Here is a 22,041-nt window from a genome sequence, read left to right on the forward strand (position 1 = left end):
CGATCAGGGTAGTTTGACCGTCCATGAGCACGCTGAAGGACCGCCTCACCGCCGACATGCGCGCCGCCCTGAAGGCCCGCGACGAGCTGACCACCTCCACCCTGCGGATGGCCTTGGCCGCCGTGGGCACCGCCGAGGTCTCCGGCAAGGCCAAGCGGGAGCTCAGCGACGACGAGGTGGTGGCCGTGCTGACCAAGGAGGCCAAGAAGCGCCGCGAGGCCGCCACCGCCTTCGCCGACGCGGGCCGCGCCGAGCAGGCCGCCAGGGAGAGCGCCGAGGGTGAGGTGTTGGACCGTTACCTGCCGAAGCAGCTCTCCGACGCCGAGCTGACCGCGCTTGTCACGCGGGCGCTCGCGGCGGGCGGCTTCACCGGCAAGGCCCAGATGGGCCCGGCGATGAAGGCGGCCCAGGCCGCGGTGGCCGGCCAGGCCGAGGGAGGCCGGGTGGCCGCCGAGGTACGCCGCCAACTGGGCCTCTGAGTCCTCCCAGCCGACAATCCGGCCCGCCCTGCTGACGGCGGCCCGGGACACCACACGAACGGGCGGGCACCCCGCGAGAGGATGCCCGCCCGTTCGAGCGCTGCTGGCTGGTCAGCCGCCGGGTCGGTCCGGCGGCCGGCCGGGATTGCTGGGCGGGCCGGAGGGCGAGCCGTTGCCGGGACGGTCGTTACCGCCGCCGTTGTTGTTACTGGGCTTACCGGCGCTCACCATGATGGTCACGATGCCGCCCTTGATGGTGCGACCGCTGGGGCTGGTGCCGGCGGCGGTGCCGGCGGGGCAGTCGGAGGTGACCCGGCTGCTGGAGACGATGGGTTCGAAGCCGGCACCGGAGAGGCGGGACTTGGCCTGGTCGAGGTCCAGGCATCCGACGCCCGGGATGGTGCGCTGGTCGCCCAGCGAGATCTTCTTACCGGGCGGCTCGAAGTCGATCCGCTTCTTGCCATCCATGGCGTCGCGCAGCGTCTCCCAGACCGGCGGGTTGATGCCGTCCGGCTGGTTGTGCTTCATCTTGGCGTTGGTCTGCGGCCAGTCCGGATCCGCCATGATGCCGGCCACCGCGTACTGCTTGGTCATCGCGACCAGGGCGGCGCTCTTCTCAGAGTCGGTGGTGCCCGACTTGCCGGCCACCGGAGCCTTGACGATGTACTTGGTCTGGGCCGCCGTCCGGCTGCCGCCGCACTTGCTGGTGGAGGAGTTGTCGCCGACCGGGCAGCGGGCCGCGTCCACCGCGGCCCGGGCCACCTCGGTGCTGATCCGCTTCTCGCAGCGTGGGTTGGCCACGTCCAGCTTGTTGCCGTCCAGGTCCCGGATCTCCTGCACCGGGATCGGCTCGCAGTACTTGCCGTCGGCGGCCAGGGTGGCGTACGCGTTGGCCAGATCCAGCGGAGTCACCTGCGAGACGCCCAGGGTGAACGCGCCCCACTGGTGCGCGGCCTCCTTGCTGTCGGCGAACTCCGCGTCCTTGCTCTGCCGGAACTGGATGCCCAGGCGCTTGGCCACGTCCACCACGTTCTCCGCGCCGACCTGCTGCTGCAACGGGACGAAGTACGTGTTGATCGAGGCGGAGAAGGCGCTCCACATGTTCTGCACGCCGCCGGCCTTCTTGCCGGAGTTCGTCGGGCAGTAGAGGTTCGTGCCCGGACAGGCGGCGGGACTGCTGCTGTCGATGATGTACTCGGACTTGAACTGCTGCGGCGCGTTGAAGGTGTAGCTGAGCGGGATGCCCTTCTCCAGCGCGGCCACGATGGTGAAGATCTTGAAGGTCGAGCCGCCCTGGTAGCCGGTGATGCCGTCGCCGCCGGTGAGCAGCGGGTTGACCGTGTTCGGATAGTTGCCCCGCTTGCCCTTCTCGCGCTGCTTCGGGTCGCTGTGCGGCTTGTTCTTGGGCTTGTCGGGGTTGTCGAGCTTGAAGTTCCGGTTCACCGACAGCGCCCGGACCCGACCGGTGCCGGGCTCGACCACCGCCACCATGGCGGCCTCCTTGGCGGTCACCGGCTTCGCCCTGCGTACCGCCTTGTCGGCGCCGGTCTGGGCCTGCTTGTCCAGGGTCGTGATGATGGTGTAGCCGCCGCTCTTGAGCCGCCGCTCCCGGTCGTACGAGGTCGACCCGAACGTCTCCTGCGACATCCACCAGCGGTAGAAGTAGTCGCAGAAGAAGCCCCAGGCGTTCTTGTTGGTGGCGACGCAGCCGTTGGGGGCCCGCTTGCCCTTGACCACCAGCTTGACGGCCTTGGCCTCGTCGGCCTGCTGCTGGGTGATCGCGCCGGTCTTGACCATGTTGTCGATCACGTAGTTGCGCCGGTCGACGGCGTGCGGGTAGCCGTCCTTGGTGGTCGGATCGAACGAGGTGGGGGCCTTCACCAGGCCGGCCAGCATGGCCGCCTCTTCGATCTTCAGGTTCTTCGGCGGCTTGTTGAAGTAGACCTGGCTGGCGGCGTAGACACCGTACGCGCCGTTGCCGAAGGCGGCGAGATTGAGGTAGCGCTCCAGGATCTCGTCCTTCGACATCTCCTTGTCGAGCTGGAGTGCGTACCGCATCTCGCGCAGCTTGCGGGCGCTGGTGTCCTCGGTCGCGGCGATCACGTCGGCCGGATGCGTGGCCGAGTACGCGATGCCCATCCGGACGTACTGCATGGTCAACGTCGAGGCGCCCTGGCGGTCGGCGCCGGCCTGGCTGTTGTTGACGAAGGCCCGGGCCACGCCGTTGAGGTCGACCCCGTTGTGCTTGTAGAAGTCGTGGTCCTCGGCGGCGATGATCGCGTTGCGCATGTTCTCCGAGATGTCGGCGAGCTTCACGTCGCGCCGGTTCTCGTCGTACATGGTGGCCAGCGGCGTCTTGCCGTCGGAGGCGAGAAGATAGCTGATCTGTGGGGCGCGGGCTACGGTGAGTTCCTTCGGCAGCGCGCCGAAGGTCTCCGCGCCGGCCTTGGCGGCCAGGCCCGACATCGCCACCGCGGGGAAGGCCGCAGCGGCGACCACCACGCCGGCCAACAACCCACAGATGAGTAGCGATGCGGCGTTGGTCAGGACGTTGTGGTCACGTTTCCGCATCCAGGTCACCTCGACAGGGTACGCGAACAGGTAACGAGGGGCGCCGGGGCGTCTTTTCCCCATTTCCTGCGCGCGCCGTCCTCGTTGTGCTAGACGCGTGGCACCGGGTGTCCGGTTGCGTGGATTCGAGCCGAGTCTCCTCCGTACGGAGGCGACCCGCAGCGTTTTTGCCGACCTCGGTGGGGTAAGCGGCTGTCCCAGGCCCGAGAGGCCGGGGTTGTCCGGAATGATGGATTTCGCCGACAACGTTGCGTAATCGGGCGACTACAGAGCATGATGTAGGCGGCGACAGTGCCACATGTCGTCTGTGCCGCCTTGGGGTAAGGCGTGCCGGACGACCCGGGGGATTGCCGGCTGGCCCGCGACGGCGTCGGTAGTACAGCAAGGGGGGACGTGTACAGATGGGCATGATCACTGACTGGCCGTCGTTGGCGGCGTGTCAGAACGGAGACCCGGACGCGTTGTTCGTACAGGGCGCCGAACAGAACGTGGCCAAGCGGATCTGCCGGAGCTGCCCAGTCCGGTACGAGTGCCTGGCCGACGCGCTGGACAACCGGATCGAGTTCGGCGTGTGGGGCGGCATGACCGAACGGGAACGCCGCGCACTGTTGCGTCGCCATCCCCAGGTCACCAGCTGGCGCAAGATGTTCGAGGCGGCGATGAAGAAGAACGCCAAGGACAAGGCCGGCAAGGACAAGATCCTGGCCGCGGCCGGCAACTGACCAACCGGCACGGTCGGCCCGCGGCTTCCGGCCGAACCGGCTGCGGGTCAGGGGTGGCCGATCGCCGCCGCGATCGTCCGTAGCCCGTCGACGTCATGCACGTCGGCGGGCTGCGCCGTCACCGACACGGTCGGCACCTCTGGGAACGCGTCGGTGAACCGTGCCGCCACCTGCTGCTCACGGACCGCCTGTTCGACCAGGGCGGCGTGGGCCCGCAACACCTCGACGGTGCCCTCGTGCCCACCGGACGTGGCCAGCCGGTCAGCGGCGGCGCGGCTCTCCGCCGCGCCCAGCTCGGCCACCGCCGGCTGGTGCACCCGGTTGAGCACCAGGCCGGCGAGCGGCATCTTCTCCGCGCGCAGCCGACCGGCGAAGTAGGCGGCCTCCCGGACCGCGTCCGGCTCCGGCGCCGCGACCAGCAGGAAGGCCGTCTCCCGGTCCTGGAGGATGCGGTACGTCTGCTCGGCACGCTGCCGGAACCCACCGAACATCGAGTCGAGCGCGGCGACGAAGCCGGACAGGTCGGTCAGCAGCTGAGTGCCGATCACCTTCTGCACCACCCGGGAGAACATCCCGAAGGAGGCGGTGACCAGGCTGAACATGCTGCGACCACCGGTTCGGGCCGGGGCGAGCAGCAGCCGTAGCATCCGCCCGTCGAGGAACCGCGACAACCGGGCCGGTGCGTCGAGGAAGTCCAGCGCCGAGCGCGACGGGGGAGTGTCCACCACGATCAGGTCCCACTCGCCCCGGGCGTGCAACTGGCCGAGCTTCTCCATCGCCATGTATTCCTGGGTGCCGGCGAAGGTGGAACTCATGGCCTGGTAGAAGGGGTTGGCGAAGATCTCGGCCGCCTTCGCCGGGTCGGTGTGCGCCAGCACCACGTCGTCGAAGGTGCGCTTCATGTCCAGCATCATGGCGTGCAGTTCGCCGCCGCTCTCCTCGACGTCGATCCCCTTGACCTGCCGCGGCGTGTTGTCCAGCTCGGTCAGGCCGAGGGACTGGGCCAGGCGCCGCGCCGGGTCGATGGTGAGCACCACCGTGCGGCGGCCGTGCTGTTCGGCGGCGCGCAGCGCCAGCGCGGCGGCCGTGGTCGTCTTGCCCACCCCGCCCGCACCGCAGCACACCACGATCCGGGCTCCCGGGTCAGCCAGGATCCGGTCGACGTCCAGCGGCGGCGCGGCGTTGTCGGAAGGCACCAATCGAGCGTATCGGGCTGACCGGCTCCGCGCGCCAGGCCGAGGCGAGGTGTGCGTCAATCACCGTGGACGAGCGCGGCGGCGAGCACCTCCAGGCCGGCCCGGTCCACCCCGTCGGGCAGCAGCGGCAGTTCGACCAGGGGCACGCCCAACTCCACCAGGTCGGTGCGGAGCGAATCCTCCAGCTCCCGGCGGATCATGAGGTCCCGCGCCTCGTCGTGCAGACCGGTGACGATGCTCTCGGCGGCCGGCAGTCCCGCCGCGCGCAGGCCCCGTGCCAACTCCGCCTCGGTGACCACCTGCGCGGTCGGCAGCGGTGCCCGGGTCCCGTTGACGATCACCCGCCCGACGTGGAAACCGAGCGAGGTCAGCTCGGCGATCGCGTCGACGGTCTCCTGTACAGGCATCTCCTCGAGCAGGGTCACCACGTGTACGGCGGTCATCGGTGAGCGCAGCAGCGCGGACACGCCCTCGCTCTGCGTCTTGATCGGTCCCACCTTGGCCAGCCGGGCGGTTTCGGCGGTGACGTTCAGGAAACGCCCGATCCGACCGGTGGGTGGCGCGTCCAGCACCACCGCGTCGTACACCCGCCGCTTGTCGACGGTGCGGGTGGTGGCCTCCTTGACCTTGCCGGTGAGCAGCACGTCGCGCAGACCCGGAGCGATGGTGGTGGCGAAGTCGATCGCCCCGAACTTGCGTAGCGCCCGGCCGGCCGCGCCGAGCTTGTAGAACATGTCGAGGTATTCGAGCAGCGCCTCCTCGGCGTCGACCGCGAGCGCCGACACCTCGCCACCGTCGGTGGCGTCGGCCAGGTGCCGTTCGGCGTACGGCAGCGGTTCGGTGCCGAAGAGCTGGGCGATGCCCTGCCGCCCCTCCACCTCCACCAGCAGAGTGCGCCGACCACCGGCGGCCAATCCCAGGGCGAGCGCGGCGGCCACGCTGGTCTTGCCCGTGCCGCCCTTGCCGGTCACCACGTGCAGACGGGCGGGCCAGTCGATGCCGGCCCGGTCGTTCGGTCGCTGCGCTGCTCCCACCCGTCGAGCCTATCCATCCGGCGTGCTCAGGCGACCTCGCAGACCCACCAGCCGGTCTTACGGATCACCGTGAAGCGCAGGTCCTGGTCGGCGATCTTCTCGTCGGCGGTGGTCACGGTCACCGTGGTGGTGACGGTTGCCCGGTCGCCGGTCTCGTTGTCCACCGTCGGGGTGTCCCAGCGGAACCGCGGGTTCTGGTAGGTCGCGACGTACTCCTCGACCTCGGCCACCTTCGCCCGGATCTTGTCCTGGTCGCGCGCGGCGGTGCAGACCAGATCCGCCGCCTTGGCGGCGTCCCGGTCCTGGTAGACGGCGGTCAGGAAGTCGTCGACGGCGACCGACGGATCCGGCGCCCCCTCGCCCGACTCGGTGTTGCGCAGGGTGAGGAACGCGGCCACGCCGCCGCCGGCGCAGAGCAGCAGCACCACCACCAGCGTGAGCGAGGCCAGCAGTGGGCCCCGCTTACGTGACGGTCCGGTCGGTGCGTGCTGCGGCCGGTACCCGCCCTCCGGCGGCCCGGGCGGCGCATCGTGGCCGGCGGCCGGCGGCGGGGACTGGGCCGGTGAACCGGCCGGCGGGAGGTCGGTGGGGCCGGTCGGGCCGCCGACGGGTGGCTGGGTCATCGGTCCCCCCGGGTGCGGCGCAGCACCGCGTACCGGCGGTGTGCGTGGGATCGGGTGGCCGGGCCGGGCGCCCGTCCAGACGGGAAGGGTAGCGGTCCGCGGTGCCGCTGCGGGGAGCCCGGTGTGTCGGGTACGCGGATCGCGATCAACTTTCCGCTGGTCGGGTGTCGCAAATGTGACCGAAGGCGATCGGGCACGCGCGTCCTGTTGATGGGACCGGGGTGGCGGTCCTACGGTCGCTCCGGCACGCTCCGGTCCGGACCGGGCGAACGGGTTCCGGACCGGTGGGCGGCGCCGTGACCAGGTACGACGCCCGGAGGCAGTCATGCGCGACACGGACAACACCCCCCGAGCCCAGTTCCCCGCCGGGCCGCGCCGGGGCAGCCGGACCGCTGGCGGAGACCCCTCCGGCCGGCTACCGGTCAACGAGCGGTCGTACCGGCGTCCCGCCGACCCGGTCGCCGGTGCCGAGCCGGCCGGTGGGCGGGAGGAGGACGGCCCCGGGTACGTCATCCATCTGCCCATCCGGGTGACCGACCTGGCCGCCGCCACCGCGTTGGCCGGTCGGCTGGCCACGTCGCTGAACTTCCTGCTCGAACTGGACGCCGGCGAGACCGAGGTGTCGACCGCCGACGACCAGAACAACCGGCACCGGGTCTTCTGTGACCTGTTGCTGCCGGACCGCACCCGCTGTCCCCAGCCCTACGACCATGCCGGGCCCTGCGGCGAACTGCCCACAGCGCCCGAGCAACGGACCGCACCCGAGCAGTGGCCCGACGCTGAGCAGCGTCCCGCGCCCCGACCGGCCGGTGGACCGTAGGCTGTGTCCCGAAGTGTCCGTGCCACCGAGGGAGCCCTCCACCGATGCAGAAGTGGGAATACGCCACCGTCCCGCTGCTGGTCCACGCGACCAAGCAGATCCTCGACAACTGGGGTGAGGACGGCTGGGAGCTCGTCTCCGTCGTCCCCGGGCCGAACCCGGAGCAACTGGTCGCCTACCTGAAGCGCCCGAAGGCATGAGTGTCGTGGCCAACGGACCACACGCCAGGCTGGCGGAGCTCGGACTGGAACTGCCGGAGGTGGTGCCGCCGGTGGCGAGCTACCTGCCGGCGGTGCAGTCCGGGCAGCACGTGTACGTCTCCGGGCAACTGCCGATGGTCGAGGGCAAGCTCCTGGCCACCGGCAAGGTGGGTGCCGGCGTCTCCGCAGAGCAGGCCAAGCAGTTGGCCCAGCGCTGCGCCCTCAACGCGCTCGCCGCGATCGACTCGCTCGTCGGTCTGGAGAACGTGGTGAAGGTCGTGAAGCTGACCGGCTTCGTCGCCAGCGCCTCCGGCTTCACCGGTCAGCCAGGTGTCATCAACGGCGCCTCGGACCTGTTCGGCACCGTCTTCGGTGAGGCCGGCCGCCACGCCCGCTCAGCCGTCGGCGTCGCGGAACTCCCGCTGGACGCGCCGGTGGAGGTCGAGGTCATCGTCGAGGTCTCCTGACCCTCCGCGATCTTGCAGTTTCCGCCCGGACGAAGACCCCTAACGAGGACGAATCGGGGACCGGAACTGCAAGATCGCGGAGGTGCGCTCGCGGAGTCGTACGATCGCAGCCATGGGAGGGCATGTGACGGGGGCGGTGACGGCCCTCGCCAGCGAACTGCCGGACTGGGTGACACTGCTGCGGGCACCGAATCCGGGGCCGATGACGCTCGACGGCACCAACACCTGGCTGCTGCGGGCCCGGCCCGGCGAACCGGCCGTGGTGGTCGACCCGGGGCCGGCGGACGAGGCGCACCTCGCGGCCATCGTCGCGCAGGGGCCGGTCGGGCTGGTGTTGATCACCCACGGCCATCCGGACCACACCGAAGGCTCGGCGCGCCTGCACGCCCTGCTCGACGGAGCCGACGTCCTGGCTGCCGACCCGGCGCACACGATCGGCGGTGTGCCGCTGACCGGCCCGGGACAGGACCTGGCCGGCTTCGGCCTGGACATCCGCCTGCTCGCCACCCCGGGGCACACCGCCGACTCGGTGTGCTTCCTGGCCGAGCGGGACGGCCAGCGGCTGATCCTCACCGGTGACACGATCCTCGGCCGGGGCACCACCGTCGTGGCGCACCCCGACGGGCACCTCGGCGACTACCTGACCAGTCTGGAACTGCTCTCGACGTACCGGGGGATGCCGGCGTTGCCAGGGCACGGCCCGGCGCTGGCCGACTGCGGTGCCGCCGCCGACTTCTACCTCGCCCACCGCCGTGCCCGCCTCGACCAGGTCCGGACGGCGCTGGACGCCGGCGCGCGAACCGCGGCCGAGGTGGTCGCCGTGGTCTACGCCGACGTGGACCGGTCGCTGTGGTGGGCGGCGGAATGGTCGGTACGCGCCCAGCTCGAATACCTCGGCCGGGAATCCGACGGCGGCGACGCGAGGTTGGATCCAGCGTGACCTGCCCGGTGTGCGGAACCGTCGCCGTGCCCGGCGCCCGGTTCTGCCACAACTGCGGCGCCGCGCTGCCGGCCGCCGCCACCCTGCCGGCCGCCGAGCGCCGCGTGGTGACCGTGCTCTTCGGCGACCTGTCCGACTTCACCTCCTGGTCGGAGGACCTCGACCCGGAACGTGTCGGCGCGGTCACCGACCGGGTCCTGGCCGCGCTGGCCGGGGCGGTCAAGACCTTCGGCGGGCACGTCGACAAGCTGACCGGTGACGGGATCATGGCGGTGTTCGGCGCTCCGGTGGCGCACGAGGACGACGCCGAGCGGGCCGTCCGAGCCGCCCTGTCCATGCAGCGGGCGGTGCGCCGGGTGCTCGACGACGAGCGGGGCGGCGGTGCGCCACTGGGACTGCGGGTCGGGCTCAACACGGGCGACGTGATCGCCGGCATCCAGGCCGCCATCGAGTACACCGTCATCGGCGACACGGTGAACACCGCCGCCCGGCTGGCCGACGCCGCCGCCGTCGGCGCGGTCTACGCCGGTGGCCGTACCGCCGCGGCGACCCGGCACGTCGCGAGTTGGCGGGCGCTGCGGCCACTGCGGCTCAAGGGCAAGCGCGAGCCGGTCGAGGCGTACGAGCTGCTCGGCCTGCTGGACGCGCCCGGTACCCGCTCCGGTCTTGGCGACGAGGCGCCGTTCGTGGGCCGGGAGACCGAGATCGGCCGGGTCGCCGGCCGGCTCGCCGAGGTGATCGACCGTACCGAGCCCCGGGTGTTGCTGATGACGGCCGAGGCGGGCATCGGCAAGTCCCGGTTCGCCGCCGAGGTGGAGCGCCTCGCCGCCGGCTACGACGTCGGTGCCGGCCGGTACGCCGCACACACCGGTGCCCGGGTGCTCTCGGTGCGCTGTGCGGCGTTCGGCGAGCGTCGCCGGCTGGCACCCCTCGCCGACCTGGTACGCGCCGCGACGGGGTTGCCCAACGACGCCGCGACCGCGGTCACCCGGGCAGCCGTGGAGGAACGGCTGCGTCGGCTCGGACAGCGGCTCAGCCGTACCCGCGCCGAGCCGGCCCCGGTCGCCACCGACCAACTGCTGGCCCTGCTCGGATACGCGGAACTGCCCGCCGGTGGCCCCACCGACCAGGGTGAGTGGAGCAGTGCCCAGCCGCCAGCCGACGTCGACGCGGTGCCCAACGCGGTGGCGGACCTGCTCAGCGCGCTCGCCGAGGAGGCGCCGCTGGTGGTGATCGTGGACGACCTGCACGACGCCACCGCGGAGACCATCGGCGCGTTGGAGATCACGCTGTCCCGGCTCGCCGGGCCGGTGCTGGTGCTGCTGCTCGGCCGGCCCGAACTGGTCCGTACCGCCGGTACCCTGGCCCGGGTCTCCGACGCCGAGGTGCAGCCCCTGCCGCCGCTGCGTGGTGCCGACGCGGCCCGGCTGCTGACCAGTTACCTCGGCGGCGGACGGTTGCCTCAGGCCGACGCCGACCGGTTGCTCGCCACCGCCCAGGGAAATCCCTTCTACCTGGCGGAACTGGTCACCCTGCTGATGGAGCGCGGCGCGCTCACCGCCGGGGCACGCAACACCTGGCGGCTGGCGCCCGGCTCACTGGGTAGTCGCCTGCTCTCCCGGGATCTCGCGGCGGTGCTCGCCGCCCGGATCGACGCCCTGCCCGCCGAAGCCCGCTCGGTGCTTCGGGACGCCGCGGTGGTCGGCGACACCGTGCCCGACGGTGCGCTGGAGGCGTTGCGGGAGCAGCGCACCGGCCGGGACGGCCGCCCGGCCGCCGTCGCCGCCGTCGAGCTGGAACGGGCCGTGGAGGAGCTGCTGCAACGCCGGATGCTGCACCGCACCCGAAACGGGTACGCCTTCGCCACTCCGTTGATGCGGGAGGCCGCGTACTCCGGGATCAGCAAGGCGGAGCTGGCGGAACGGCACGCCGCACTCGCCCGCTGGGCGGCTCCGGCGACCGAGACCGCCGGTCCGGGCGGCACCGGGGCCGGACCCGGCGGTTTCCCGGAGGGTGCCCGGGACGACTTCGTGGCCGAGCACGTCGAGCGGGCCACCGCGCTCGCCGACGCGGTCACGCTACGCCCGGACGCCCCGGCCCGGGCGGTCGCGCCGCTGGGCGTGGCGGCGCTGGGCCGGGCCACCCGACGGGCGTTGCACGCGGGGGAGCCGGCGCTCGCCGTCGAGTACGCCGAACGCGCCGCCGAGCTGGCTCGCGACGGAATACCCGCGGTCGACCGGGTGGCACACGCCCGGGCCCTGCTCCAGGTCGGCCGGGCGGCCGACGCCCTGGCCTCCGCCGAGAAGATCGCCGCGAACGCCGGAGAACCGGCGACGCGGGCCAGCGCCCTGCTGCTCGCCGGGCAGGCCCAGCAGGTGATGGGCGACCTACGGCGGGCCGAGTCCTGTTGGCGGGAGGCGCTTCAGGTGGCCGGCGACGCCGACCTGCCCACCCTGCGCGCCTCGGCGATGCGCCGGCTGGGCATGACCGACTTCCTGGTGGGCCGGCTGGGCCAGGCCAGCAGCCGACTGGCGGCGGCGTACCAGGTGAGCCTGGCCGCAGGGGACCGTCGGGGACAGGCGTGGTCGTTGCAGAACCTGGCCTGGGTGACCACCACCCGGGGCGACTTCGCCGGCGCGGATGCGGTGCTCGGTCGGGCCGCCCGCCTCTTCGCCGAGCTGAAGGACCCGTACGGACGGGCGTGGCTGCGCGGCACCACCGCCTTCGCCCGGCTGCTCGCCGGTCGGCTGCGGGAGGCGCGCCGCCTGGCCCGGGTCTTCCTGCCGTTCGGTGAACGGGTCGGTGAGGCGTGGGCGGTGGGCACCCTCCGGGCGGTCGACGCGTACGCCAACGCCGAGCTGGGGGAGCTGGTCGACGCCGACCGGGAGGCCCGTCGGGCGTACCGCGACTTCGCCGCCGCGTCGGACGACTGGGGTCAGGGCTTCGCGCTCGTCGTCCGGGGGGTGGTCGCCCGAGGGCTGGGCGAGCCGGAGCACGCCGCGGACCTGCTCACCGACGCGCTCGCGTACGGCCATCGGACCGCGCATCCGCTGCTGACCGGGATGGCCGGCACGCTGCGTGGCTTCGTCTCGTTGGAGATGGGTGACGTGGCCGCCGCCGAGCGGGACGCCCGCGCGGTGCTCACCACAGTGGAACCGCACAATCCGCAGGCACCGGCACAGGTCGCCCCCCGGGTGCTGCTGGCCACCGCCCGGTTGGCTGCCGGCGACTCCGCTACCGCGGTCGGCCTGCTCGCCCCGGTCGCGACGATGGCGGCCACCACGCCGTCCCTGCTCTTCTCCCGCCGGCAGTCGATGGCGCGTTACGCCTCGGCCCTGCTCGCCCATGGCCAGCGCGAACAGGCGTTGGACTGGGCCCGTCGGGCGGTGCGGGTGCAGGCCGAGGACGTCCGCAGTCAGGTGATCGCGGCGAGCGTACTGGCCGAGGCACTTGCCGCGTGCGGGCGGCCGGCGGAGGCCAAGGCCAGCGCCGAGGACGCGGTCCGGCTGGCGTACGCCACCGAGCAGCGCAGTGAGCGGGCCGCCGCGGAGGCGCTGCTGAACCGGCTGCGTACTCCCGGCTGACCGGCTCGGCCGCGACGTCGACGGGCTCCGCCCGGCGGCCCGGCCGGTGTGCCCACGCGGTGGGCGCGGGGTCGAGGACCGGGTCGGACCTCGATCCGATTCGTCCGGTCGATCGATGGCCGGTGCGGATCTGCCGGTTTCGGGGATGTGACCGGTCGGGGCCGGCGGCTAGCGTGGCGGGTGCACGCCACCGTCGATGTCGTCGGTCGTGCCGTCGAGGGGGGCGAAGATGAGGCTGCCGCGTTCGGTCGCCGGATGGACGATCGCGGTGTTCGGCGTGCTGGCGCTGGTGTTGGGGGCGGTCGGCCTGCTCTGGCCGGAGGCACTGCTGCGGATGCTCGGCTTCGAGATTCCACCGAGCCGCGCACCTGGCGACTACACGGGTGTCTTCGTGACGGCCTCCTCGATGGCCTCGTTCAACATGGGGGTCTACTACCTGCTCGCCACGGCCACCGAGTGGCGTGCCTTCTACCGCTTCACGGTGGTGTTCCGGCTGGTCACGTTCGCGGTTTTCACCCTCGCGGTGCTGGCCGACATCGCGCCGGGACGGTTCTTCGGGGTGGCGGCCTGGGAGGGCCTGGGCGCGTTGGCGACCGCCGGCGGCCTCTGGTGGGACGCACGCCGGTCCACCGGCGCGGGTACGACCGGTGTCCGGCGGATCATCGATCCGACGGTCGGGAGCGGATCGACTCCCGACGAAGCGGAGCGCGACGACGACCGGCGCGGTGCCGGAACATCGGCTGTGGGGCCGGCCACCGATGCGGTTCAGTGAGCGGCCGGCAGAGTTCGGTATTTTCGAGGTTGTGACCGACACCCCGCCCGGCGCCCTGCCGACGCCCATCGTGCCTGGTCTGACTGATTTGCAGGTATTCGCCCGAGGTGGCTACGCCACCGTCTACCGGGCGACGCAGATCTCGGTGGGTCGCGAGGTCGCCGTGAAGGTGGAGAACCGGACGCTGGTCAGCGACCGGGACCAGGCCCGCTTTCTGCGCGAGGCGCGAGCGGCCGGTCGGATGTCGTCCCACCCGCACGTGGTCGACCTGTTCGACGTCGGGGTCACCATCGACCAGCACCCATACCTGATCATGGAACTGTGCGACGGTTCGTACGCCGAGCGGATGCGCAACTCGCCGCTGGACGCCGTCGAGGCCCGCGATCTCGGTGTCAAGATCGCGGACGCCATCGCCCACTCGCACGCCGCCGGCGTGCTGCACCGTGACGTCAAGCCGGCGAACATCCTCCACTCGCATTTCAACCCGGCGGTACTCGCCGACTTCGGCCTCGCCGTGGTCGCCGAGATGCGGGACGCCTCGGTGGCGCTGGAGGTGCTCACGCCGGCGTACGCGCCGCCGGAGATGTTCAGCCACAGTCCACCGTCGCCGGCCGTCGACGTGTACGCGCTCTGCGCCACCCTCTACGCGGTCATGCACGGCCGGCCGCCGCGCTGGCAGAGCGAGCGCAACCCGAGCCTGGTCACCGTGCTGGAGATGTTCCACCAGCCGATCCCCGGCCTGCCCGGCGTCCCGAAGGCCCTGATCGACGTGCTGCGGGCCGGCATGGCCAACGATCCCGCGGACCGGCCGTCCGCCGCGGAACTGCGCGACCTGCTCACCAACCTCACATTGGACGGCTCAGGCGCAGCGGACGGCGGGGCGAGTCCCGGGGTGGCACCGATCGGCGGTGCTGCCACCGGTGGCCATGACGTCGGCCGCCCCGCACCGCCTGCCGGGGGCGGATCCACCACCGAGCGAAGCCGGCGCCGACGCTGGTTCCTCGGTGCGGCGGGGGTGGTCGCTCTCGCCGCCTCGGCGGGCGTCGGTGCCTGGGCGGCCGGTGGCGGGCCGTCGCCGCAGCCCAGCATCCCGGCCCGTCCGGCGGCAACCGGGATGCTCCGCCCGGGTTGCGCCACCCACCCCGAGGCGCTTCCCGCCGGTGCCCAGTGCGCGACGGAACTGGAGTGCTTCGGGCCGGTGCAGGTGCGTGGCCAGCGGGCCGAGGCCAGCCGGATGCCCTGCGACGCCCGGCACACCTGGGAGAGCTACGCCCAGGGGCGGTTGCCGGCCGCGCTGGCCGACGCCGGGCACGACGAGATCGTCGCCGACCCCCGAGTCCGGCAGGTCTGCAACGAGGAGACGTTCCGCCTGGTCAGTGGGCTGCGCCAGGCGGTTGGTTGGAATCTTGAGGTGCTGCCGCCGGCGGACGCGGACACCGACCTCACCTACCGCTGCCTGGCCGGGCGGGGCCTGAACGGGCTGGCTTCGCCCACGCTCACCAGCGGCTGATCCGTCCCTGACGGCCGGGGAGGGTCAGCGTGCCCGCCGATCGCGTCGATGTCGGTCCCGCATCGCGCGGACCGCCTCCCGGTCGCCCAGGGTCTCCAGTGTGTCGGCATCGATGCCGGACGGCTCGATCCCCGGCCCCACGGACGGCTGCCCGCGCTCGAGTCGAGCGTCGGCGTCACGCTGACGGGCAGCGGTGACGGCCACTCCCGCGACGGTGGCGAGCAGTACACAGAGCAGCGCGCCCGCCACCCCGAGCAGATCCTGCCGACGCCCTACCACCAGCACCGCGAGCAGCCAGAACGCCGCCAAGGCCGCGACCACCGCCACGGTCCGTGCGTCGGATCCTGAGAACCGTCTCACCCGTCCAGAATGTCGGAGATTGCCGATCTGTCAACAGCAGCCAGCTTCACCGCGCGGAACAGCTGACAAACAACAGCTGCCGGATGGCGGTGAGCTGCGACAGTGCCGGGCGAGTCGGAAATGCGCCCTTCTGGGCGACGACACTCGTCACCGGACGACCGACTGCCCGGTCGCCCGGTGCCGTCACCGGGGACCCCGCCGCGCCAACGGCCACGGGCGTGTGGTCACCGCCGGCCCGTCAGCGGGCACCGAGCCGTCGGGTGCCGGGCAGGTGGGTGATGCCCCAGGTGGCGATGCTGTCCAGCACCGGCGCGAGCTCCCGGCCGCGCTCGGTCAGGTGGTACTCGTACCGCCGGGGACGCTCGCTGTAGAGGTGGCGTGCGACGATTCCGCACTCCTCCAGCCGACGGAGCCGGTCTGCGAGCGTGTTGGTCGGCATCGCTTCGGCTGCGGCCGCCAGGTCGGCGAATCTGAGCTCACCGCGGAACAGCAGGTCACGCACGATGAGCAGGGACCATCGGTCGCCGACGAGATCCAGCGTGCCGGCGATCGCGCAGTCCGAGCGGGGGGCCGCGTTCCGGGTCGATGACATCCGCACCTCCGAGTCACTTGCGACATACAAGTTACCCCCCTAGAGTCACTTGCAAAACACAAGTCACTTGGAGGGGTCCGTGACCGTGCCCGCGCTTACCCGGTCTTCCTGGTTGTCGAGCCCACCCGCGATCGTCGCCGTCGGCTGGTTCTGCGCCGCGCTCGCGGCGAGCGCCCTGGGTGCCTTCCGTACCCCACCGGGCGACCCGCCGGTGGCGCTGGCCCTCGCCGCTGGCCTACCGCCGCTGACGGTGCTCGTCCTCGCCGGGTGCTCGTCACGATTCCGTGCCTGGGCCCGTAGTCTCGAGCTACGGTTCCTCACCCTGTTGCAGACCTGGCGGGTCGCGGGACTGGCGTTCCTGGCGCTCGCCGCCGTCGACGCGCTGCCGGCTGGCTTCGCCCTGCCGGCCGGTCTCGGCGACGTGGCCATCGGGTTGACCGCGCCGCTGATGGCGGCCTTCGTGGTCGACCGCGCCAACCGGATCTTCGTCGTCTGGACGGCCCTGGGCATCGCCGACCTGATTCTCGCCGTCACTCTCGGCGTCCTCTACTCGGCCAGTCCGGCCGGTCTGCTGCGCGCCGATCTCGACACCGGACTCATGTCCACCCTGCCGATGAGCCTCGTCCCCGCCTTCGGCGTCCCCATCACCCTGGTCGCCCACCTGCTGTCGCTGATCAGACTCTCCGGGCGCTGAGCGCCCGCCGGGACCAGCACGCCGGATGGTGGTACCTCGACACGGACGGCTACTTTCAGTGCCACAGGAGACACCGAACCGTAGCGAGGTTGCCAATGGGTGTAAGCCTCTCCAGCTCCCGGTGGCGCTCGGTGGCCACCACGGCGGCGGTCGCGCTGACCCTGCTGCTCGGTGCGGCGGCGGGCTGCGACAGTCGGAAGGAGCCGGATCTGCCGTCCGTGCAGGAAAAGCTCCGCGAGTCGCACATCTGGGGCCAGCCCGTCCTACGGATCGGGGTGGCCGACGACGAACCGCTGATGGGTGAGATCCGCGACGGGAACCACATCGGTTTCGACGTCGAGATCGCCCGGTACATCGCCGCCTCCCTCGGCTACGAGGGAGAGCATCGGCTGGAGTTCGTGGCGGTGTCCACGGAGGACCGGATCCCGGCTCTGCAGGGCGGGGTGGTGGACCTGGTGGTCTCCAGCTTCTCGATCACGGAAGAACGCAAGAAGCTCGTCAGCTTCGCCGGGCCGTACTTCGTGACCACGCAGGAGGTGCTGGTGCCGACCCGGCACAAGGACACCATCCGCACCATCGAGGACCTACGGAACCCGACGTACCGGATCTGCACCAGCGGCGGCTCCACCACCGAGGCGGAGTTGGAGAAGAACCAGGTCCGCACGCTCGTGGTGAAGGACGTCTGGGACTGCGTCAAGGGCATCCGGGCCGGCAAGTACGACGCGGTCAGCTCCGACGAGACGATCCTCGCCGGCTTCCTGGCCCGGTACCCGACCGAGTTCGAGATCGTCGACATGCCGTTCGGCACCAGCGAACTACTCGGCGTCGGCGTGCCGATCGGTGACCCGGCGCTGCGCGACCTGGTCGCCTACTTCCTCGACAAGAGCTACCAGCAGGGACGCAGCGGAGAGGCCAGTCCGTGGCTGACCGCGTACAACCGCACGTTGGGGCCGTGGCTGCGGGGCGAGAAACGGCAGCCGCAACCACTCGACGTACCGAGGCTCGTGGACTTCGACGACAAGGCACCGCAACGATGAGTGCGGCACCCGCCACCGCCGCCGACGACCCGGGCACCGACGGTCCACCGCCGCCCGTGCTGCGGACAGCCGCGCCGCCGTCGGCGTTGCCAACGGGGTTGCCGATCCCGGCTGGGCGGGCCGAACCGGGCCCCGGCGCGCTGCGGACGGAGGCCGCTGGCGGTTGGGATCAGGTGGAGCGGCGGGCCCGCGCCAGCCAGTCGTTCTGGACGGCGGTGGTCGGCGTACCGGCGATCTTCTCGGTGTTGCGGCTCGGCATCGAGGCCGGCGGGGAGTTGCAGACCACCTTGCTGCTGGTGGCCAACGTGGGACCGGTCAACCTGCTCGCCGGCTTCCTCACCACGGCGGCCCGCCTGCTCTCCACCGTGCTGGTCGCGGTGTTCGCGCTCGGCGGGGTGCTCGCCGCCAGCGGTCATCCGCTGACCCGCCCGCCGCTGTTCGCCCGGTGGACGCAGATCACGCCGGGCTGGTTCGTCGCGGCGAGCTTCCTGATGGCGCTGGTGACCTGGCCGCTGCTGTACCTTCCACTGCTGCTGCCCACCTTCGCGGCGGCTTTCCAGCTCCGGCCGGAACGCCTGCACGAGCGCCCCGCCGTGCGTGCCCTGATCCTCGTCGCGGCGTACGCCGGCTACCTCTGGCTGCTCGTGCCGACGCTGCGGGACGCCTGGCGGCAGGGCGAGCCGCTGCCGATCGTGCTCCTCGTCGCACCACCGCTGCTGGCTCTCTTCGTCGCCGGACCACTGCCCAGCGTGGTCATCCGCCCGCTCGCCCCGGTGACCCAGCTCGCCGTGCTGGTGGTGCTGGTCTGGGCGGCGCTGCCGGTGATCAGTACCCCGGTGCTGCCGCTGACGGTGACCACGGTAGGCGAAGCGGGCGCCGCCTCTGTGGATGCCACCGAGGAGATCCGTGGACACGTGGTCACCACCGACGACGTCAACATGGTGATCCTGCAGGAACGCGGCGGCGTGCGGTACGTGCCGGTCGACCAGGTACGCGGACAGGTGCTCTGCCCCTCAGAGGAGGAACTGCCCCGGTACCGGCTGCGCATCCACGACTTCCACGTCGAGGACTCGCTGCTGGAAGGACTCGGCCGTCGGGTACGCCCGGTCCACCGGGTCGACGCAGCCTGCCGCTGAGCCTGGGGCGACAGCGCGTCCGCCGTCGCGGGTTGCGGCATGTTGCGCCTTCCACCGGAAATGATCGCGCGACCTGCCGCATCTCGTGATGATCGAGTCAGTAGGACTTGTCCTGGCCGAGAACGTGTTGGGCGACGAAGTTGAGGATCATCTCCCGGCTGACCGGGGCGATCCGGCCCGTCCGTACCGCCCCGAGCAGGGTGGCCACGCCGTACTCGGTGGTCATGCCGGCGCCGCCGAGCGCCTGCACGGCGGTGTCCACCGCCAGCGCCGCCGCGTCGCCGGCCGCGTACTTCGCCATGTTGGCGGAGACGGCCGCCTCCAGGTCCCGGCCGGCGTCGTAGAGCGCCGCCGCCTTCTGGATCATCAGCCGCGCCAGCTCCACCTGCACCGCCGCGTGCGCGAGGGGATGTGCCACTCCCTGGTGGGAGCCGATCGTCCGGCCGCCCCACACCTTCCGGGTCGCGGTGTACTCCGAGGCGCGTTCGATGGCGTACCGGCCGGTGCCGGCGCCCATCGCGGCGACCGTGATGCGCTCCGGGTTGAGCCCGGCGAAGAGCGCCGGGAGCCCGGCGTCGAGCGACCCGCCGACCAGCGCGTCGCCGGGCAACCGCACCTCGTCCAGGTAGAGCAGGAACTGGTTCTCCGGCGACACGATCTCCATGTCCAGCTTGGACCGGGTCAGCCCGGCCGCGTCGGTCGGCACGATGAACAACGCCGGCTTCAACTTCCCTGTCGAGGAATCCTCGGTCCGGGCCACCACCAGGACAAACTGGGCCTCGTCGACGCCGGAGATGTAGCACTTGCGGCCGGACAGCACCCAGTCGTCACCGTCGCGGCGGGCCACCGTGGCGAGGCGGTGGAAGTTCGAACCGGCCTCCGGCTCGGTGATCGCAAAGACGATCTTCTGAGAGCCGTCGGCCAGCCCTGGCAGGTGGCGTTTGCGCTGCTCCTCGGTGCCGTGTCGGTTGATGACGGTGGCCGCGATGGCGGGGGAGACCACGAGCAGCAGCAGCGGGCAACCGGCCGCGGCCAGCTCCTCGCAGACGATGGCCAGCTCGGTGATGCCACCGCCCCCGCCGCCGTACTCGGTGGGGATGTTGACGCCGAGATAACCGAGTTCGCCGGCCTCCTGCCACAGCTCGGTGGTGTGCTCGCCGGCCTTCGCCTTCTCCACGAAGTACCGGTGGCCGTACCGCCGGCCCAACGCCCGCACGGCGTCGCGGAGTTGGTCCTGCTCGGAGGTGAGGTCGAAGTTCATGACGGCGACTCCTCGTCGGGGGTGACCACGGCCAGCACGGCGGCGGTGTCGACCTGACCGCCGGCCGGCACCGGCAGCTCGGCGACCAGACCGTCGGTGGGGGCGAGCACGGGATGTTCCAGCTTCATCGCTTCCAGGGTCAGCAGCAGGTCACCGGCGGCCACCCGCTGACCGACCCGGACGTGCACCCGGGCCACCGTGCCGGGCAGCGGCGCGACCAGCGACCCGGCGGCCAGCTCCGCGGTGGGCAGCGGGAAACGCGGCAGCTCGGTGAGGCTCATCGCCCCCTCCGGGCCGTCCACGAAGACCTGCGATCCCACCCGGTGTACGCGGTAGGTCCGCCGCACCCCGTCGACATCGAGCACGACCCGCTCCGGGTACGCCTCGACCAGCGCGACGGCCGGCGTTGCCGGGCCGGTGCCGCCCTCCGGGGTCGCGGTGCCGGCGGAGTCGGCGGAGGACACCGACCACTCGGCGAGGCCGCCCGAGCGGTCCAGCCGGTAGCGGGTCTCGATTGCCTCGCCGTCCGGGCCGGCGAACCGGATGACCTGCGGGAAGGCGGGCACATTGCGCCAGCCCGACGGCAGGCCGGCCAGCACCGGAGCGGTAGCCCGGCGAGCGGCGGCCGACGCCAGCGCGGCGGCCAGTGCGACCAGGGGCACCTCGGCGGCGGGCAGGATCGGCTCGAAGACCTCGGGGTGCCGGTCCAGGAAGCCGGTATCGACGTCGACGGCGGCGAACTCCGGGCTACGCAGGACGCGGACCAGCAGATCCCGGTTGGTGGCCACACCGTGCAGTTCGGCGCGGGCCAGCGCGCGGGCCAGGGCCCGGGCCGCCTCCGCGCGGGTGGGCGCCCACGCGATCACCTTGGCGAGCATCGAGTCGTAGTGGATGCTCACCGCCGACCCGTCGACCACGCCGGAGTCCAGGCGCACGCCCGGTGTGGCCAGCGGCCCGAACTCGGCCGCCACGCCGGGTAGGGCGAACCGGTGCAGGGTGCCGGTCGCCGGTCGGTACCCGTGCGCGGGATCCTCGGCGCAGAGTCGTACCTCGATCGCGTGTCCGGTGGCCGGTGGCGTCGCGGCCAGCGGCAGCGCCCCGCCCTCGGCGACCAGCAGTTGCAGCCGCACCAGGTCCAGCCCGGTGGTCAGCTCGGTGACCGGGTGCTCCACCTGGAGGCGGGTGTTCATCTCCAGGAAGTGGATCTCCCCGTCTGGCGCGAGCAGGAACTCGACCGTGCCGGCACCGACATAGTCGACCGCCCGTCCGGCGGCCACCGCCGCCTCGTGCAGCCGCTCCCGCACCTCGCCGGCCAGGACGCCGGGCGCCTCCTCGACGATCTTCTGGTGCCGGCGCTGGATCGAGCAGTCCCGCGCGCCCAGGGCGACCACGGTGCCGAGGCTGTCGCCGAAGATCTGCACCTCGACGTGCCGGCCCCGTTCGACGTACCGCTCGATGAAGACCGTGTCGTCGCCGAACGCCGCGGCCGCCTCGCGGCGCGCGCCGGCCACGGCCTCGGTGAGCCCGGCGGCGTCGCGGACCACCCGCATGCCGCGCCCGCCGCCCCCGGCGGACGCCTTCACCAGCACCGGAAAGTCCGTCACCTGCCCCGGGTCGGTCCAGGTGGGCAGCATCGGTACGCCGGCCTCGGCGAGCAGCGCCTTGGCGGCCAGCTTGTCGCCCATCGCGGCGATCGCCTTCGCGGGCGGGCCGACCCAGGTCAGGCCCGCGTCGGCGACCGCCGTGGCGAACTCGGCGTTCTCGGCGAGGAAGCCGTAGCCGGGATGGACGGCGTCCGCACCGCACCGGCGGGCCGCATCCAGGACGAGATCGATGCGCAGGTACGTCTCGGCGGGCGCGTTACCGGGCAGCCGGACCGCCTGGTCGGCCTCGGCGACGAACGGCGCGTCGGCGTCCGCGTCGGAGTGCACGGCGACCGTCTCGATCCCGAGCGCCCGGCAGGTGGCGAAGACCCGACGGGCGATCTCCCCCCGGTTCGCGACCAGCAGCTTCCGAATCACCTGCTGTATCTCCTTTCGTTCG

At 72.1% G+C, this 22,041-nt stretch carries 19 protein-coding genes and 1 pseudogene; 12 read left to right on the plus strand and 8 right to left on the minus strand.

The window, feature by feature from the left end; translation table 11 throughout:
• Positions 1 to 23 precede the first annotated feature (23 nt).
• Entirely contained in the window at positions 24 to 479 is a 456-nt protein-coding gene (locus O3597_RS27115) for a GatB/YqeY domain-containing protein (RefSeq protein ID WP_164450050.1), read from the plus strand.
• A gap of 111 nt (positions 480 to 590) precedes the next feature.
• Here O3597_RS27115 and O3597_RS27120 read toward each other — a convergent pair whose 3' ends face one another.
• On the minus strand, positions 591 to 3,050 hold the full coding sequence (locus O3597_RS27120) for a transglycosylase domain-containing protein (protein ID WP_281602807.1): 2,460 nt from the start codon (positions 3,048 to 3,050) through the stop codon (positions 591 to 593).
• Positions 3,051 to 3,451: 401 nt separating this feature from the next.
• Between O3597_RS27120 and O3597_RS27125 the strand changes: the two genes are divergently transcribed.
• Complete coding sequence (locus O3597_RS27125; RefSeq protein ID WP_155214342.1) at positions 3,452 to 3,772, plus strand: WhiB family transcriptional regulator; 321 nt, start codon at positions 3,452 to 3,454, stop codon at positions 3,770 to 3,772.
• Positions 3,773 to 3,819: 47 nt separating this feature from the next.
• Here the strand turns inward: O3597_RS27125 and O3597_RS27130 are convergent, their stop codons facing one another.
• From O3597_RS27130 to O3597_RS27140, 3 genes are read right to left on the minus strand one after another with little or no spacing between them, the layout of a single operon-like run.
• Positions 3,820 to 4,971, minus strand: coding sequence for an ArsA-related P-loop ATPase (locus O3597_RS27130; protein WP_281602808.1), 1,152 nt, complete (start codon positions 4,969 to 4,971; stop codon positions 3,820 to 3,822).
• A 53-nt stretch (positions 4,972 to 5,024) separates the two neighbouring features.
• Positions 5,025 to 6,002, minus strand: a complete 978-nt coding sequence (locus tag O3597_RS27135) for an ArsA-related P-loop ATPase (protein ID WP_164450053.1) — start codon at positions 6,000 to 6,002, stop codon at positions 5,025 to 5,027.
• A 26-nt stretch (positions 6,003 to 6,028) separates the two neighbouring features.
• The gene (locus O3597_RS27140) at positions 6,029 to 6,625 is read right to left on the minus strand and encodes a hypothetical protein (protein ID WP_164450054.1); all 597 of its coding nucleotides are present in this window, start codon (positions 6,623 to 6,625) and stop codon (positions 6,029 to 6,031) included.
• A 325-nt stretch (positions 6,626 to 6,950) separates the two neighbouring features.
• On the opposite strand from O3597_RS27140, the gene O3597_RS27145 reads away from it, so the two are divergent.
• From O3597_RS27145 to O3597_RS27175, 7 genes and pseudogenes are all read left to right on the plus strand, one after another.
• Positions 6,951 to 7,445, plus strand: a complete 495-nt coding sequence (locus O3597_RS27145; protein ID WP_281602809.1) for a hypothetical protein — start codon at positions 6,951 to 6,953, stop codon at positions 7,443 to 7,445.
• 44 nt (positions 7,446 to 7,489) lie between these two features.
• Positions 7,490 to 7,645, plus strand: a complete 156-nt coding sequence (locus O3597_RS27150) for a DUF4177 domain-containing protein (RefSeq protein ID WP_013736319.1) — start codon at positions 7,490 to 7,492, stop codon at positions 7,643 to 7,645.
• On the plus strand, positions 7,642 to 8,112 hold the full coding sequence (locus tag O3597_RS27155) for a RidA family protein (protein ID WP_164450056.1): 471 nt from the start codon (positions 7,642 to 7,644) through the stop codon (positions 8,110 to 8,112). Before O3597_RS27150 ends, O3597_RS27155 begins: the two co-directional genes overlap by 4 nt.
• Before the next feature lie 112 nt (positions 8,113 to 8,224).
• Positions 8,225 to 9,052 (plus strand): MBL fold metallo-hydrolase, encoded by an 828-nt coding sequence (locus O3597_RS27160; protein WP_164450057.1) that lies wholly within the window; start codon positions 8,225 to 8,227, stop codon positions 9,050 to 9,052.
• On the plus strand, positions 9,049 to 12,636 hold the full coding sequence (locus O3597_RS27165; protein ID WP_281602810.1) for an adenylate/guanylate cyclase domain-containing protein: 3,588 nt from the start codon (positions 9,049 to 9,051) through the stop codon (positions 12,634 to 12,636). Before O3597_RS27160 ends, O3597_RS27165 begins: the two co-directional genes overlap by 4 nt.
• A gap of 229 nt (positions 12,637 to 12,865) precedes the next feature.
• Positions 12,866 to 13,258 (plus strand): annotated as a pseudogene (locus O3597_RS27170) (hypothetical protein); the annotation flags it as partial.
• Positions 13,259 to 13,439: 181 nt separating this feature from the next.
• Positions 13,440 to 14,918: a serine/threonine-protein kinase gene (locus tag O3597_RS27175; RefSeq protein ID WP_281602811.1), complete on the plus strand. Its 1,479-nt coding sequence runs from the start codon at positions 13,440 to 13,442 to the stop codon at positions 14,916 to 14,918.
• A 24-nt stretch (positions 14,919 to 14,942) separates the two neighbouring features.
• Here the strand turns inward: O3597_RS27175 and O3597_RS27180 are convergent, their stop codons facing one another.
• Positions 14,943 to 15,278 carry a hypothetical protein gene (locus O3597_RS27180; protein ID WP_164448654.1) on the minus strand — a complete coding sequence of 112 codons (336 nt, stop codon included), beginning with the start codon at positions 15,276 to 15,278 and terminating at the stop codon, positions 14,943 to 14,945.
• 238 nt (positions 15,279 to 15,516) lie between these two features.
• A complete protein-coding gene (locus tag O3597_RS27185; RefSeq protein WP_164448653.1) occupies positions 15,517 to 15,870 on the minus strand; it encodes a helix-turn-helix domain-containing protein in 354 nt (117 codons plus the stop codon).
• Positions 15,871 to 15,949: 79 nt separating this feature from the next.
• Here O3597_RS27185 and O3597_RS27190 point away from each other — a divergent pair, with 79 nt between their 5' ends.
• The 3 genes from O3597_RS27190 to O3597_RS27200 all read left to right on the plus strand — a co-directional run bounded on the left by O3597_RS27190 (position 15,950) and on the right by O3597_RS27200 (position 18,737).
• On the plus strand, positions 15,950 to 16,564 hold the full coding sequence (locus O3597_RS27190) for a hypothetical protein (RefSeq protein ID WP_281602812.1): 615 nt from the start codon (positions 15,950 to 15,952) through the stop codon (positions 16,562 to 16,564).
• Between the two features lie 95 nt (positions 16,565 to 16,659).
• On the plus strand, positions 16,660 to 17,601 hold the full coding sequence (locus O3597_RS27195; protein ID WP_281602813.1) for a transporter substrate-binding domain-containing protein: 942 nt from the start codon (positions 16,660 to 16,662) through the stop codon (positions 17,599 to 17,601).
• Complete coding sequence (locus O3597_RS27200) at positions 17,598 to 18,737, plus strand: hypothetical protein (protein ID WP_281602814.1); 1,140 nt, start codon at positions 17,598 to 17,600, stop codon at positions 18,735 to 18,737. Before O3597_RS27195 ends, O3597_RS27200 begins: the two co-directional genes overlap by 4 nt.
• Positions 18,738 to 18,834: 97 nt before the next feature.
• Here O3597_RS27200 and O3597_RS27205 read toward each other — a convergent pair whose 3' ends face one another.
• Entirely contained in the window at positions 18,835 to 19,998 is a 1,164-nt protein-coding gene (locus O3597_RS27205) for an acyl-CoA dehydrogenase (RefSeq protein WP_281602815.1), read from the minus strand.
• A complete protein-coding gene (locus O3597_RS27210) occupies positions 19,995 to 22,019 on the minus strand; it encodes a biotin carboxylase N-terminal domain-containing protein (protein WP_281602816.1) in 2,025 nt (674 codons plus the stop codon). The genes O3597_RS27205 and O3597_RS27210 overlap by 4 nt, the downstream gene beginning before the upstream one ends.
• Positions 22,020 to 22,041 lie beyond the last annotated feature (22 nt).

This window comes from Verrucosispora sp. WMMA2044, from assembly GCF_027497155.1.
Lineage (GTDB): Bacteria > Actinomycetota > Actinomycetes > Mycobacteriales > Micromonosporaceae > Micromonospora > Micromonospora palythoicola.